The organism is Demequina sp. (assembly GCF_047975725.1).
Taxonomy (GTDB): domain Bacteria; phylum Actinomycetota; class Actinomycetes; order Actinomycetales; family Demequinaceae; genus Demequina.
Genome location: NZ_JBKEED010000031.1, coordinates 77,678 through 92,294, shown reverse-complemented (window position 1 = coordinate 92,294; position 14,617 = coordinate 77,678). Strand labels below are relative to the sequence as shown.

Below are 14,617 nucleotides of genomic sequence, written 5' to 3'. Positions count from 1 at the left end.
CACCACCGCAGCGGCTTAGCGGCCGCGCATCGCCTTGCGGTCGGGACGGGCACGCGTGGGATCAATGCCCTTGGGGATCGGGATACTCTGACCGCCGATGGCGTCGAGTCGCTGCGCCACAGCGGTGCGCTGGTGACGGTTGAGGGCCTTCTTGTGCTTGCGCACGGCCTTGGGAACGTTCTTGAGCGCGACTTCGCCCTCGTGCGTGCCCACGTAGATTGCGTGAACGGGAACGCCGGGAACGAGCTTCGTGATGCGACGCGTGGCAGCGGTGACGGCCTTCTGGGCGGCGCTACCGCCCTCGGCGAGCAGCACGACGCCGCCCTTACCCACACCGCGGAACACCACGTGGCGGCCCTTGGGGTCGATCGAGATCGGGTCGTCAGCGAACTGCCATCCGGTTCGGATGCTCTGGGCGATCGACAGCGAGGCACCCACCTGGCCCTCCATGCGGGCGTACATGACCTTCTCAAAGCGCCGGGTCAGCGTGTACATCGCGGCAAGGGCTGCGAGCAGCACACCCATGATGATCGAGTAGACCAGCACGATGGTCGAGAATTGAAGGCCAATGACCACCGAGAGTCCGATGACGCCCACCGGAATGGCGATCAGCAGCGGGATGAGCCACTTGTCGTGGGGCTGGGTGAAGCGGTACGCCTGGGCGACAAGCTTGTACCAACGGGGCTTCTTCTCGGGTTCCTTAGCCATGATGGCGCCCATTCTAGTCGTACGCAGGCACAGGGCCGATGCGCGGGTGGAGTCAGTTCAGCAGGAGGGCCGGGCAGTCCGGTTCAGTAGGAAGGAGGCCTCCTGGCGAGCCTCCATGGGCTCTCCCAGGTGAGCCAGCGCATCGGGAATGGGGCGGCCCTTGCGGGTCATCGCCTGGCCCCACAGGCGGCCGGCGCGGTAACTCGAGCGCACGAGTGGCCCCGACATCACGCCAAGGAAGCCCATCTCGTCGGCCGCCTCCGACAACTCCACGAACTCTTCGGGCTTGACCCAGCGCTCGACGGGGTGGTGGCGCGGGCTCGGGCGCAGGTACTGCGTGATGGTGATGAGGTCGCACCCCGCATCGTGCAGGTCCTGGAGCGCCTGCACGGCCTCATCGAAGGTCTCACCCATGCCGAGGATGATGTTCGACTTGGTGACAAGGCCGTCCTTCTGAGCCTCAGTGATGACCTGCAGGGACCGCTCGTAGCGGAAGGCGGGACGGATGCGCTTGAAGATGCGCGGCACGGTCTCGACGTTGTGCGCGAGCACCTCGGGACGCGAGGAGAACACCTCGGCGAGCTGGTCGGGGTCGGCGTTGAAGTCGGGAATCAGCAGCTCGACACCCGTGCCGGGGTTGACCTCGTGAATCTTGCGGGTGGTCTCGGCGTACAGCCACGCGCCACCATCCTCAAGGTCGTCGCGGGCGACTCCGGTCACGGTCGAGTACTTCAATCCCATTTGCTCGACGGAGCGGGCCACCTTGAGGGGCTCCATGCGGTCAAGCGCGGTGGGCTTGCCGGTGTCGATTTGGCAGAAGTCGCAACGGCGCGTGCACTGGGCACCGCCGATGAGGAAGGTCGCCTCGCGGTCCTCCCAGCACTCGAAGATGTTGGGACAGCCCGCCTCTTCGCACACGGTGTGCAGGCCCTGGCCGTGCACCCGCGCCTTCATGTCACGATACTCGGGGCCCATGGTCGCCTTGGTACGGATCCACTCGGGCTTGCGCTCGATGGGGGTCTCGGCGTTACGGGCCTCGACGCGCAGCATGCGCCGGCCTTCGGGTGCGATAGTCACACGGTCTCCTTGGGGTGATCGGACTCTGTGTGGTCGAGGGCGCCGCCGGGGTGCGGGGCTGCGTCCCAGCGTACGGGAGCGAGCGCGGCCTCGAGGTACCCCAGCATCGGCCCCGCGACCTCGCCAATCGTGACCTCGCGCCCCAACTCAAGGGACAGCGACGTGACGTCGGCATCGGAGATGCCGCAAGGGACGATGCGCTCGAACCTGGCCATAGAAGGGTTGCAGTTGAGGGCGAAGCCGTGCATGGTCACGCCCTTGGCAACCCGCACGCCGATGGCGCATACCTTGCGCTCGCGCCGCTCGCCGTCGGCGGCCAGCCACACGCCCGAGCGATCCTCGACGCGCATGGTCTCCAGACCTAGGGAACCGCACAGGTCCATGACGGCCTGTTCGAGCGCGCGCACGTAGCGGACCACGTCGACAGGTTCGGTGAGTCGGACAATGGGGTAGCCCACGAGCTGACCGGGCCCGTGCCACGTGATGCGGCCGCCGCGGTCGACGTCCACCACGGGAGTGCCGTCGACGGGACGGTCCCACGAGGCGGTGCGTCGACCGGCGGTGTACACGTCTTCGTGCTCTACCAGGATGACGGTGTCGGGGCGGCGTTCGTCGACCCGCTCGGCGTGGAGGGTGCGTTGCCGATCCCACGCTTCCTGATAGGGGACCAACCGGGAGCCGAGGTCGAGATCGAGGACGTCCATAGAGACCCAGGCTAACGTGCAGGAATACCGGCGATGTCAGCGCGTTAGGGCACCATATGAGCATGTCCTCGCGCGCGTGGCTTAGGCCCGTCCTCATTCTTCTTGTCATCGCAGGTTGGCTAGCCGTCGGAGCAGTCGGGGGGCAGACCTTCGGCAAGCTCTCCGACGTCCAGGAGAACGATGCTGCGGCGTTCCTGCCCTCATCGGCGGAGTCCACGCGGGCCGCTGAACTCCACGCCGAGTTCATGCCCGCCCAGGCGGTCCCCGGCATCTTCGTGGTCGACGGCATTGAGGGCGAGGACGACCTCGTGACGGTGCAGGCGTACGTCGAGGAGGTCATCGCGACCCCGATCGACGGTGACCCCGAGGGCCGCACCGTGGGCGACGTCCTGTCACCGCCCGCGAGCCAAGCCGCGCCCCCGATCGTGCCGTCAGAGGACGGCGAAGCAGTCTTCATCGCGTTCAGCATCGACGCGGACCTGGTCGAGCAGAACGTGGGCGAAGAGTCCATGGGTGAACTGGTCGCCCACACGATCCGCGACGTGTGGGCCGGTGTCGACACCGAACTCGAGGGACACCTGACCGGAGGACTCGGCGTCCTGGCCGATCTTCTCGAGGCCTTCGCGGGCATCGACGGCATCCTGCTGCTGGTCGCGCTAGCCGTGGTGCTCGTTATCCTGCTGTTTGTCTACCGCAGCCCGGTACTGCCGTTCATCGTGCTCACGACGGCACTCATCGGATTGACGGGTGCGATCCTTGCCGTGTTTGCGCTGGCGGACGCGGACGTCATCACGCTCAACGGCCAGTCGCAGGGCATCATGTTCATCCTCGTGGTGGGAGCGACCACCGACTACGCATTGCTGCTCGTGGCACGCTATCGCGAGGAACTGCTGCGGACGGAGTCGCCCTACTCGGCTCTGGCGCACGCGTGGCGCCGTTCACTCGAACCCATTGCCGCATCGGCCGGCACCGTGATCCTTGGTCTGCTCGTGCTACTCCTCAGCGACCTGAAGTCCAATGCCGCGCTCGGCCCTGCTGGCGCGATCGGTATCGCCAGCGCGCTGCTGGCGGCCCTCACGCTGTTGCCGGCGCTGCTGCTCATCGGAGGAAAGCACGCCAGGGGAGTGTTCTGGCCCGCGATGCCTCGCTACCAGGGTGAGGTCGACCACTTGGAGCAGGATCCCTCGCAGGGTGCCGGCTTCTGGCCCCGCCTCGCCCGCAACGTCGACGCGCACCCGCGCCGGACGTGGGCGCTCGCCGCGCTCGGACTGGTGATCGCCGCTGCCTTCCTGCCGACCTTCAAGACCGGCGGCCTCGGTGAAGGCGACGTCTTCACCGGCCGCGTGGACTCCGTCCAGGGCACGGCGGTGCTCGAGGACCACTTCGATGCTGGCGCGACCTCGCCGATCAGGATCATTGCCCCCGAGGCCGACGGCCAGGCCGTGGTCGACGCTGCTGCCGGAGTCGGTGGAGTCGAGAGCGCGACTCTGCTGACGCCCACCATGGCGGCCACGGGGGCCGGGGGCGGCTTCGAGCCCGAAGACCCCATCGTGGTGGACGGCTTGGTCGAGGTGGTCGCCATCACGCAGGTGTCCTCAAGCTCCGCTGAGGCCGCCGACATCGTTCAGGACGTGCGCGATGCCGTTCACCCCATCAGTGACGACATCCTTGTCGGTGGACAGGCTGCCGAGCAGCTCGACACGCGACTGACGACTCAGCGCGACACGCTCGTCATCATCCCGACCATCCTCGCGGTGATCTTTGTGGTGCTCGTGATGCTGTTGCGCTCCGTGGTCGCCCCCGCGCTCATCGTGGTCGCGAACATCCTTTCCTACGCCGCCACCATTGGTGTGTCAGCGATCCTCTTCAACCACGTGTTCGACTTCCCCGGGTCGGATCCTGCGGTGCCGCTCCTGGGATTCGTGTTCTTGGTCGCGCTCGGAGTGGACTACTCGATCTTCCTCATGTCGCGGACACGGGAGGAGTCGCTCGCCCACGGCACGCGTGCGGGAACGCGACGCGCGCTGGCCGTGACCGGTGGCGTGATCACCTCGGCGGGCATCGTGCTCGCGGCGACCTTTGCGGCACTGGGAGTGATTCCGCTCATCTTCCTCGCGCAGATCGCCGTCATCGTGGGCCTGGGCGTGTTGGTCGACACCTTCGTCGTGCGATCGCTGCTCGTGCCTGGCCTTGTCGCAGACGTGGGTCGCAACTCGTGGTGGCCGTGGAGGTCGCGCATTCCCTCCTGACCCTGTGGACAGCGCCCATGGAGCCCGGGATCCGGGCACCGTGGGGGCATGAGCACCGACACCGCCATCGCGGCTGGGGGACTGCGCCGTGCCGTGGGCCGGGGCGAGGACTTGTTCCAGCGCGTCAAGGTACGCGCCGCTGCCCTCGAGGCGTTGTCATGCGACTCGGTGCTGGTGCCACGGCGGGTGTCGCACGAGCCCGACGGCACGGTCGTGGTGGAGGTCCCGTGGGTCGATGGCACCGACCTTGGCGCCATTGCCATGCGCCGCGGACCCTTGAGCGGGGGCGAGTGCGCGTGGCTCGCCGCACAGATCGGCACGGCGCTCACACACATGCACAAGGCGGGGCTCGTTCACGGCGACCTCTCACCCGCGAACGTGGTGGTGAGCGGGACCGGCGTCGTCCTTGTCGACACGCTGTCGGGGTGCCTCGAGGACGAGCTCGGCACGGTGGGCTTTCGCGCGCCGGAGCGGCCCGCGGGGGCAACCCTCCCGGGGGATGTGTACAGCCTCGGCGCGCTACTGCGCTGGGCGAGTGAACCGTCGGAACAGGCTCGGGTCGACGCCTGGACACAGCCGCTGCTGGCACGCGATCCCGCGGCCAGGCCACCCATCACTGTGGCGACGTCAGCGCTCCAGGCTCTTGCCCCAGCGGTCCCCATCAGCATCCCGGACAGCTTCGACGTGGTGGCTGCAGCCCGCTCTCGCGCAGCGGGTCGGACCGAGCGGATCGGGGCGGGACGGCCATGGCGCGTGCGCAAGATCGTGGTGAGGGCCGGTGCGGCGGTGGCGACGCTCGGTGCCGGTCTCGGCATCGTCATCGCGGTACCGCGCGCCGTCGACGCCGTGCTCGCCCCTGCGCATGCTGCGGTGCCCGCTCCGGCTATGTCAGCAAGCGCCTTGCCCACCGACGCACCCGAGCTGGCCACTGCATCGGCCCTCCCTCAGCCGGCCCAGGTGCTTGGTGACCGTGCGCACGCCGCTCAAGCTGCCGAGCACCTCACCCTCGTGCGGGTCGAGGCCCTGGCGCAGGGCGATAGCCAGGCGCTGCGCGACCTGGTCGCGCCAAGCGAGTCTGGGAGCGCGGAGTTAAGTGAGGGCGAGGCGCGCGTGGTGAGGGGGCTCCACGAGTTGGCGCAGGCGATCGAGCAGGGGGAGCGCTCCTACGAGGGGTTAGCAGTGTCCGACATCGAAGCGGAGTTGGTGTCGACGAGTGACGATCTCAGCACCGTCCGACTGTCGTACGTGCTCAGCGCGCACACGGTCAACGATCAGGACGGCCGACACCAGGTGGAGGCCCACGAGGAGAGCGTCATGATGACGCTCAGGTGGGACGGACGCTGGTGGGTCAGCGAGGTCAGCGCTGCTCGGTGACGTACCGCGCGGCAGCGTCGATGAAGGGCAGATCCCACTGGAATCCGAGCCTGCTGAGCACGCCCGGAGTCGCATTCTGACTCGACAACAGGTCTTCGATGGCGGGTCCGATTGCGATGCGCAGCGCCCAGGCGGGCACACTCACGCCAGGGGAGCGTCCTGCGGCCTCGGACAGGGCGCGCATCAACTGAACATCACGCACCGCGGCCGGGGCGATGCAGTTGACCGGGCCTCGGTGCTCGCTATCGATCAGGAAACGCAACGCCCGCACGTGATCGGGCAGAGCGACCCAGGCGTGCCAGGCATCGCCCTTGCCGAGCGAGCGCAGCAGCCCTCGCTTGACCAGCGGCAACAGACGCTCGGCGAAGCCCCCGTGGGGCGCGAGGACCAGGCCGGTGCGCGTGAAGACGGTGCGCACTCCCGCGTCGACTGCGGGTTGGGCGGCGGCCTCCCACTGGGTCACGATGGAGGCGAGCAGCGTTGAGCCTGCCCCCGAGCGTTCGGTGAGCTTTTCCTCGCCACGGTCGCCGTAATAGCCCATGGCGGAACCCTGCACAAGGACGCCAGCGAAGTCGTGATCGGCGAGCGAGCGAGCAATGGTGCCGGTCGCGTCGAGCCGAGATTGAAGAACTACCTTGGCGTAGGAGTCGGTGAGGCGCTTGCGACCGATCGATGCTCCTGCCAGGTTGACCACGGCATCGGCGCTTGCCAGCAGGTCGTGGTCGATGCGGCCGGAGGCGGGGTCCCAGGATGACTCCTGAGGACCCCGCGACTCCCGCCGCACCAGGGCGATGACATCGTGACCGTCAGCGTTGAGCGACTCTTTGAGCGCTGTGCCGATGAGACCGGACGAGCCGGCGATCACGACCTTCATCGTTACAGGCCGAGCTCGGACTCGAACTCGCCGGCCTCAATAATGCGCTTGACGGTCTGCAGGAAGCGGGCCGCGTCGGCGCCGTCCACGATCCGGTGGTCGTAGGACAGCGGCAGGTAGCACATGGGGCGCACGGAGATGACGTCCTCGCCGTCGGGGCCCTTGACCACGACAGGCTTCTTGACGATCGCGCACGTCGCCAGGATGCCCACCTGCGGGGAGGGGACGATCGGCGTGTCGAACAGCGTGCCGCCCGAACCGGTGTTGGTCACCGAGAACGTACCGCCCGAGATCTCGTCCGACTTCAGGCCGCCATCGCGCGCCTTGCCCGCGAGATCCACGATGCCCTTGGCGTGGTCGACGATCGTCTTCGAGTCGGCGTCACGCAGCGTCGGCAGCATGAGGCCCTTCGGAGTGTCGACCGCGAGGGACAGGTTGACCGTGGGGTGGTAGACGATCGAGTCGCCCTCGACCGAGGCGTTGAGGAACGCGTGCTCCTGCAGCGCGATGGACACCGCGCGGGTGAAGAACGGCAGGAACGTGAGGTTCACGCCGTGCTTGTCGGAGAACGCGGCCTTGTTCTTGGCACGCAGCGCGAAGATCTTGGTGCAGTCGACCTCGACGACGGAGGTGAGCTGCGCCATGCCGTGCAGCGACTCCATCATCTTGTCCGACGTGATCTTGCGGATCCGGGTCATCTTGACCGTGGTGCCACGCAGCTCGGAGACCGTGACCTCGTTGGCCGATGCGGCGGGAGCGGCCGCGGGGGCCTGTGCCGTCGGGGCCTGTGCAACCGGAGCGGCGGCGGGAGCCTCGGCAGCGCTCAGCACGTCCTCCTTGCGGATACGGCCGCCCACCCCGGTGCCGACGACGGCGCCCAGGTCGACGCCGCGCTCACGCGCGAGCTTGCGCACGATCGGCGTGACGTAGCCGGAGCCGGTCGAAGCCTCCGCGGACGCGGCAGCGGCGGGAGCCGATGCGGGTGCGGGTGCGGGGGCCGACGCGGGAGCGGAAGCCGGTGCCGGGTCGGCAGCCTGCTCCTGCTGGGCGGGCGCTGCGGCCTCGGCAGCAGGCGACGATGCGGGCTCTGCCTGAGCAGGAGCGGCCGCGGTGGCCTGCGGCTCGGGGGCCGGTGCCGACTCCTGAACAGGAGCGGATGCCTGTGCGGGAGCCTCTGCAGGCGCCGATGCGGGTGCGGGGGCCGCGCCTGCCTCGCCGATGCGGGCCAGGACTGCGCCGACCTCTGCATCCTCGTCCTCCTGGACCAGGATCTCGGTGAGGGTTCCGGCGAAGGGCGAGGGGATCTCGGTGTCGACCTTGTCGGTCGAGACTTCGAGCAGGGGTTCGTCGACCTCGACGGTGTCGCCGACCGACTTCAGCCAGCGGGTGACGGTGCCTTCGGTGACCGACTCGCCCAGGGCGGGCAGGGTCACGTCCTGGCCACCTGCTGCGGCAGGTGCCGATGCGGGGGCAGCGGCCGCAGCAGGTACCGACTCCTGAACAGGAGCGGACTCTTGCACAGGCGCAGGAGCCTCTGCGGGTGCGGATGCCGCGACGGGGGCCGAAGCCTCTGCCGGAGCGGACGGTGCCGCAGGCTGCTCGCCGGCGTCGCCGATGCGGGCCAGGACTGCGCCGACCTCTGCATCCTCGTCCTCCTGGACCAGGATCTCGGTGAGGATTCCTGCGAAGGGCGAGGGGATCTCGGTGTCGACCTTGTCGGTCGAGACTTCGAGCAGGGGCTCGTCGACCTCGACGGTGTCGCCGACGGACTTCAGCCAGCGGGTGACGGTTCCTTCGGTGACAGATTCACCGAGGGCGGGGAGAGTGACGTCATTGCTCATGGTGGGAATTGTCTCCGATATCAGTCGTGAGCGTGAAGCGGCTTGCCGGCCAGAGCCAGGTGGGCTTCGCCCATCGCCTCGTTCTGAGTGGGGTGAGCGTGGATGAGGGGGGCGACATCCTCGGGGTGTGCCTCCCAGCTCACGATGAGCTGCGCCTCGCCGATCTGCTCGCCGACGCGGGCGCCGAGCATGTGAACGCCGACCACGGGGCCGTTCTTGACGCGGACGAGCTTGATGAAGCCCTGGGTGCCGAGGATCTGGCTCTTGCCGTTGCCACCGAGGTTGTACTCGACGGTCTCCACAGCTTCGGCGCCATGGGCCTCCTTGGCCTTGGCCTCGGTGAGACCCACGGACGCGACCTCGGGGTCGCAGTAGGTCACACGCGGGATGTTCGCCTCGACGATGGGCTGCGGCGAGAGCCCGGCGATCGTCTCAGCGACAAAGATGCCCTGCTGGAAGCCGCGGTGCGCGAGCTGCAGGCCGGGGACGATGTCACCCACGGCATAGATGTTGGCCACGCCAGTGTGGAGCTTGTCGTCGGTCAGGACGAACCCGCGATCGATGCGGATTCCCTGCTCCTCGTAGCCAAGTCCCGAGGTGCGGGGGCCACGGCCCACGGCGACGAGCAGGACCTCGGCCTCCAGCACGGTGCCGTCCTCAAGCGAGACGCGCACGCCTGAGTCGGTCTGCTCCACGCCCTGGAAACGCACGCCGAGCTTGAAGTCGATCTTGCGCTTGCGGAAGGCGCGCTCAAGTCCCTTGGACAGCGACTCGTCCTCGTTGGGGACCAGGTGAGGCAGCGCCTCGACCACGGTCACGTCAGCACCGAACGACTTCCACACCGAGGCGAACTCGACGCCGATGACGCCGCCGCCTAGGACGATGGCAGAAGAGGGAACATGCTCGAGCGCGAGAGCCTGGTCAGAGGTCATCACGCGACCGCCGATCTCGAGGCCGGGCAGCGAGCGGGCGTAGGAGCCGGTGCCAAGCACAATGTGCTTGCCGGTGTAGCGCTCACCGCGCACCTCAACGGCGTCGGGGCCCACGAGCGTGCCGTGGCCTTCGATGACGGTGACCTTACGCAGCTTGATGAGGCCCTGGAGTCCCTTGTACAGGCGGTCGATGACGCCCTGCTTGTACTGGTTGACCACGGTCATGTCGATGGACTCGAGGGTGGAGTTCACGCCGTACTTGGCGCCCTCGCGGGCGTTGTCGGCGAGCTCTGCGGTGTGCAAGAGGGCCTTGGTGGGGACGCAGCCGTTGTGCAGGCACGTGCCACCCACCTTCGACTCTTCCACGAGGCCCACCGTGAGGCCGAGTTGTGCGGCACGCAGGGCGGCTGCATAGCCACCCGAACCTCCGCCAAGAACAATCAGATCAAACGAGCGTGGGGTGGACTCGGTCACTATGAGCTCTCCTTGTGGGGATATCGGTACTGCCCATCTTGCCACCTGTCAGCGGTGACGCGAACCCTCTGCGCGACTACCCTGGCTCCATGAGCTTCTTCTCGCGTATCTTCGGCTCGGGCCGCAGCAACGCAGCTACTACGGGAACTGCCTCGAAGGAGGCCCGCTCCGAGACGATTTCGCACTTTAAGGCGTTCGTCCAGACCCACCAGGGTTGCGAGGCCTTCATCGAACCGCCCACGCGTGTGACGCAAACCACCATGGTGGTGGTGGCCGACACCGGCGAGTGGACCCGCAGGCGCGTGCCTGACACGGCCACGGCTCGCAAGGTGGCCCAGCAGCTTGGCGTCCCCGCGTTCGACGTCAACCTCTCGGGGTATCCGTCGCGTATGCGCGAATGGAACGAGAAGCAGCGCAAGTCCCGCTGAGCCGGGCGCCCACCCCTGCGTCCCGTCGCCCGCGTCGCGTAGCCCCACCCCGCGTCGCCCGCTTCCCGTCTCCACCCGACAGTTTCGAACATCGGGCGCGCGACACGCCGTGCCCGATGCGCTGTGCGGCTGATGCGCGCGGCGTGTCGGGTCAAGAAGGTTCGGAACTGTCAGCGCGCGGGCGGGCCTCCGCCCCTCGAACTGCGAACCGATCCGGACGCGACACGCCGCGACGCCCGCCCACCCCGCGCGCGCTGCCGGGGTGTCGCAGGCGAAAGTGGTTCGCAGTTCGAGCGGAGAGCGTGGAAGCGAGCCACCGCACCAGCGAGCCACCGGACCTGCGCCGCAGCAGCACGAAGGCCCGGCCCCCCAAGGGAACCGGGCCTTCGCCACTGAGGAGGTCAGCGCTTAGAGACCAGCGCGCTGCTCGAGGAAGCGGAACACCGTGCGCACCGAGGCTCCGGTGCCACCCGCGGGCGTGAAGCCGTAGGCCTTGCCCTCGTTGAACGCGGGGCGCGCAATGTCGAGGTGCGCCCAGGGGGTGTCGCCCACGAACTCCTTGAGGAACAGGCCTGCGGACAGCATGCCGCCGCTGGGCTCGCCGATGTTCTGCAGGTCGGCGATCTTGGACTCGAGGCCCTCGCGCAGGTGCGCGGGCAGCGGCATGGGCCAGAAGGGCTCGGCCACGTCGTCGGCCGCATCCACGATCTGCGCACGCAGCGTCTCGTCGCCCATGACCGCGGAGGTCTGGGTGCCGAGCGCGACGCCCTGGGCGCCGGTCAGGGTTGCGATGTCGAGCACCGCGTCGGGGTTCTCCTCGATGGCGCGCGCAAGTCCGTCGCCCATGACCAGGCGGCCCTCGGCGTCGGTGTTGAGCACCTCGACGGTGGTGCCGCCGTACATGCGGATCACGTCGGAGGGGCGCTGCGCGGTGCCAGAAGGCATGTTCTCCGCGAGGCACAGCCAGCCGGTGACGGCGATGGGGAGCTTGGCCCGCGCGGCGGCGAACACGATGTTCATGACGGCGGCAGCACCGGTCATGTCGGACTTCATGGTCTCCATCGACTTGGCGGGCTTGAGCGAGATGCCGCCCGTGTCGAAGGTGATGCCCTTGCCCACGAGCGCGATGGTCTGCGTCGCACCCTCCGGGTTCCAGGCCAGGCGCACCAGGCGGGGCAGGCGCGAGGAGCCCATGCCCACGGCGAGGATGCCGCCGAAGCCCTCGTCGGCAAGTTCCTGGGGTTCCCAGGTCTTCGCGTCGACGCCCAACTGCTTGGCGTAGCCCTCGGCGATCTCGGCGAACGAGGCGGGGTACAAGTCAAGCGGGGAGGTGTTGGTGAGGTCACGCGTCGAGGCGACCGCGCCGGCGATGATGGATGCCCGCTCGATCGCGGCGTCCGAGGCGCCAGCGATCAGCCACGCGGTGGGGTGCGGCTCGTCGTCTTGGCCCGACTTGTAATCGGTGAACGTGTAGGCGCCCAGCAGCGCACCCTCGGCGACAGCGGCGGTAAGGGCGTCGCCCTCGGCGGGCAGCGCGACCACGACGGTCGCGGGCTTCTTGCCCACGGCGCGCGCGGCGGCGCCGGCGGCGAAGCGCAGGTCACCCTCGGTCGCGTCGCCCACACCCACCAGCACAATGCGCTTGGCGGAGACGGAAGCGCCGGGGATCACGGTGGTGGCGCCGAGCTTGGCGGAGGGGTCGAGGGCCGATGCGCTCTCGGCAACTGAGGCACGCACCTCCTCGGGCAGCTGGGGGTGGACGGTGACGTCGCCGTCGAAGCCCAGGATCAGGGCGTCGGCGTCGATGGTCGAGACAAGGTCGCTCGTGGCGTTCAATGAGGTCATGTCTCGAGCCTATCCCGCGCTACGTTGGTGCCGTGTATCGCCTGTTCTATGACCATGTGCTGACTCGCGTCGATGCCGAGAAGGCCCATCTGTTCGGTGTCGGGGCCTTCCGCTGGGGCGGGTGGGCGTTCCGCCTCGCGCGCTCCGTGAACCTCACGCGACAGCCGTCGTACCGCGTGCAGGCGATGGGTATCGACTTCCCTGGCCGCGTGGGTCTGGCCGCAGGGATGGACAAGAACGCCGAGGCCGTCGTGGGCCTCGCGGCGGCCGGTTTCGCGTTTGTCGAGATCGGTACCGTCACCGCTCAGGGGCAACCCGGTAATGACAAGCCTCGCTCGTGGCGCGAACGCGACGTGAGGGGCCTGCGCAATCGCATGGGCTTCAACAACGATGGGGCCGATGCGGTGGCCGCCAGGCTCGCACGCTTGCGCCGCACTCGTGCCGGCAACGAGGTCGTGCTGGGCGTCAACATTGGCAAGACCAAGGTGACCCCCGCCGATGAGGCTGCTGAGGACTACGCCTACTCGGCCCGTGCCCTCGCGCGTTATGCCGACTACCTCGTGGTGAACGTGTCGTCGCCCAACACGCCCGGCCTGCGCGACTTGCAGTCCACCGAGGCGCTGCGGCCGATCCTCGCGGCCGTGCGTCAGGCGGCAGACGAGTCGACCACCACCCGGGTGCCGCTGCTCGTGAAGATCGCGCCTGACCTTGCGGACGAGGACGTCGATTCTGTCGCGGACCTTGCCCTCGAGCTGGGCCTTGACGGCATCATCGCGACCAACACGACCATCGCGCATGAGCGCGGCGAGGGTGGCTTGTCCGGGCCTCCGGTCCACGCCCGCGCTCTCGAGGTGGTGTCGCGCCTGCGCGAACGGGCAGGCGAGCAACTTACGATCATCGGCGTCGGCGGCATCGACTCCCTTGCCGATGGACGTGCCATGGTGGCCGCCGGTGCCAGGCTCGTGCAGGTCTACACGGGCTTCGTGTACAACGGGCCCGGCTGGGTCGCGAAGCTCAACGCCAGCCTGGGCGACGAGGGCTAGGTCAGGCCGAGCAGAGCCCTGACCTCGTCGTCGGTGGTCTGCGCGAAGTCCTCGTACCACTGCCCGACGGCATGAAAGGGTGACGCCGTGACGGCGGCGATGGCCGCATCGGCCGTGCTGGATAGGGTCTCGAGCGTCTCAGGCGATGCGACCCCTACGGCTACCAGGACCTTCGCGGCACCGAGGGCGCGCGAGACGGCGATCGCGGCGAGGGCGGTGGCGCCGGTTGCGGCGCCGTCGTCGACGATGATGGCGGTGCGGCCGGTGAGATCAAGTGGCGCGCGGTCGGGCCGGTACAGGCCGATGCGCCGGTCACGTTCCGCGGTTTCCTCCGCCACCACGGTGGCGATCTGATCGGCGCTGAGGCCGGCCGCGGCGACCACGGAGTCGTCGATCACCGTCGCTCCGCCCTCGCCGAGAGCACCGAACGCGTACTCCGGGTTCCACGGGACGCCAAGTTTGCGCACCACGAGTACGCCGAGGGGTGAGTCCAGGGCCCGCGCCAGGGGAGCGGCTACGGGTACGCCGCCTCGCGGCAACGCCAGCACGATCGGACTACCGAGTTGCGCATCGGCGAGCGTGCAAGCGAGCAGCGTGCCCGCCTCGCGACGGTCGGCGAGCCTTCGGGCGCGGGCCAGACACGAGGGCGACCGTGCCCATCGAGTCAGGGCCGCGAGGTGTACACGATCCTTGGGGCGGTCGAGCCGACGCTTGTACGCGATCACCGGTGCAAGATCCAGCACGTGTAGTCCGTCGACGGTCCGGGCCGCCGCGGTCACCGCCCCGGCGTCCTCGCCGTGCCACCCGGAGAACACCTGGATCCCACCGGGCAGGTCCACCACGCGGTCGCCGAGAGCACCCTCGGTGACCTTTCCGCGGGCCGCGAGCATCGCCCAGGCGGACCCTAAGGCCACGAGGTCGAGATCGCCGGCGGCCTCAATGGCGCCGCACGCCACGAGCGGTGCAGACCCCGCGAGTACCAGCTCATCGAGCGGTACGCCAAGGGAATGCACCGCGCGGCGCATCGCCTCCCAGTCCAGGGAGGAATCCTGAGGCTCGGAGGGCACG

At 68.6% G+C, this 14,617-nt stretch carries 12 protein-coding genes; 4 read left to right on the top strand and 8 right to left on the bottom strand.

All coding sequences use genetic code 11. The annotated features are described in order from the left end of the window. Window positions 1-15 precede the first annotated feature (15 nt). Genes ACK5NO_RS11795 through lipB form a run of 3 tightly spaced genes read right to left on the bottom strand, consistent with a single transcriptional unit; the run spans window position 16 to window position 2,489 of the window. Window positions 16-708: a DUF4191 domain-containing protein gene (locus ACK5NO_RS11795; RefSeq protein ID WP_416812875.1), complete on the bottom strand. Its 693-nt coding sequence runs from the start codon at window positions 706-708 to the stop codon at window positions 16-18. Between the two features lie 57 nt (window positions 709-765). Then, a complete protein-coding gene (gene lipA, locus ACK5NO_RS11790; RefSeq protein ID WP_416812874.1) occupies window positions 766-1,785 on the bottom strand; it encodes a lipoyl synthase in 1,020 nt (339 codons plus the stop codon). Further along, window positions 1,782-2,489, bottom strand: a complete 708-nt coding sequence (gene lipB, locus ACK5NO_RS11785; RefSeq protein WP_416812873.1) for a lipoyl(octanoyl) transferase LipB — start codon at window positions 2,487-2,489, stop codon at window positions 1,782-1,784. Before lipB ends, lipA begins: the two co-directional genes overlap by 4 nt. Window positions 2,490-2,551: 62 nt before the next feature. Between lipB and ACK5NO_RS11780 the strand changes: the two genes are divergently transcribed. Beyond that, window positions 2,552-4,738, top strand: a complete 2,187-nt coding sequence (locus ACK5NO_RS11780) for an MMPL family transporter (protein WP_416812872.1) — start codon at window positions 2,552-2,554, stop codon at window positions 4,736-4,738. A 48-nt stretch (window positions 4,739-4,786) separates the two neighbouring features. Then, entirely contained in the window at window positions 4,787-6,112 is a 1,326-nt protein-coding gene (locus tag ACK5NO_RS11775; RefSeq protein ID WP_416812871.1) for a protein kinase domain-containing protein, read from the top strand. On the opposite strand, the gene ACK5NO_RS11770 is transcribed toward ACK5NO_RS11775, so the two are convergent. From ACK5NO_RS11770 to lpdA, 3 genes are read right to left on the bottom strand one after another with little or no spacing between them, the layout of a single operon-like run. Continuing rightward, the gene (locus tag ACK5NO_RS11770) at window positions 6,096-6,986 is read right to left on the bottom strand and encodes a TIGR01777 family oxidoreductase (protein WP_416812870.1); all 891 of its coding nucleotides are present in this window, start codon (window positions 6,984-6,986) and stop codon (window positions 6,096-6,098) included. The two genes, ACK5NO_RS11775 and ACK5NO_RS11770, sit on opposite strands and share 17 nt — an antisense overlap. A 2-nt stretch (window positions 6,987-6,988) precedes the next feature. Next, complete coding sequence (sucB, locus tag ACK5NO_RS11765; protein WP_416812869.1) at window positions 6,989-8,827, bottom strand: 2-oxoglutarate dehydrogenase, E2 component, dihydrolipoamide succinyltransferase; 1,839 nt, start codon at window positions 8,825-8,827, stop codon at window positions 6,989-6,991. A 20-nt stretch (window positions 8,828-8,847) separates the two neighbouring features. Then, entirely contained in the window at window positions 8,848-10,233 is a 1,386-nt protein-coding gene (lpdA, locus tag ACK5NO_RS11760) for a dihydrolipoyl dehydrogenase (protein WP_416812868.1), read from the bottom strand. 89 nt (window positions 10,234-10,322) lie between these two features. Between lpdA and ACK5NO_RS11755 the strand changes: the two genes are divergently transcribed. Beyond that, window positions 10,323-10,661, top strand: a complete 339-nt coding sequence (locus ACK5NO_RS11755) for an oxidoreductase (protein ID WP_416812867.1) — start codon at window positions 10,323-10,325, stop codon at window positions 10,659-10,661. A 408-nt stretch (window positions 10,662-11,069) separates the two neighbouring features. On the opposite strand, the gene ACK5NO_RS11750 is transcribed toward ACK5NO_RS11755, so the two are convergent. Next, a complete protein-coding gene (locus tag ACK5NO_RS11750; protein WP_416812866.1) occupies window positions 11,070-12,506 on the bottom strand; it encodes a leucyl aminopeptidase in 1,437 nt (478 codons plus the stop codon). 32 nt (window positions 12,507-12,538) lie between these two features. Between ACK5NO_RS11750 and ACK5NO_RS11745 the strand changes: the two genes are divergently transcribed. Further along, window positions 12,539-13,549, top strand: a complete 1,011-nt coding sequence (locus tag ACK5NO_RS11745; RefSeq protein ID WP_416812865.1) for a quinone-dependent dihydroorotate dehydrogenase — start codon at window positions 12,539-12,541, stop codon at window positions 13,547-13,549. Here ACK5NO_RS11745 and ACK5NO_RS11740 read toward each other — a convergent pair. Continuing rightward, window positions 13,546-14,616: a phosphoribosyltransferase gene (locus tag ACK5NO_RS11740; protein ID WP_416812864.1), complete on the bottom strand. Its 1,071-nt coding sequence runs from the start codon at window positions 14,614-14,616 to the stop codon at window positions 13,546-13,548. The genes ACK5NO_RS11745 and ACK5NO_RS11740 overlap by 4 nt on opposite strands. Window position 14,617: the final 1 nt, after the last annotated feature.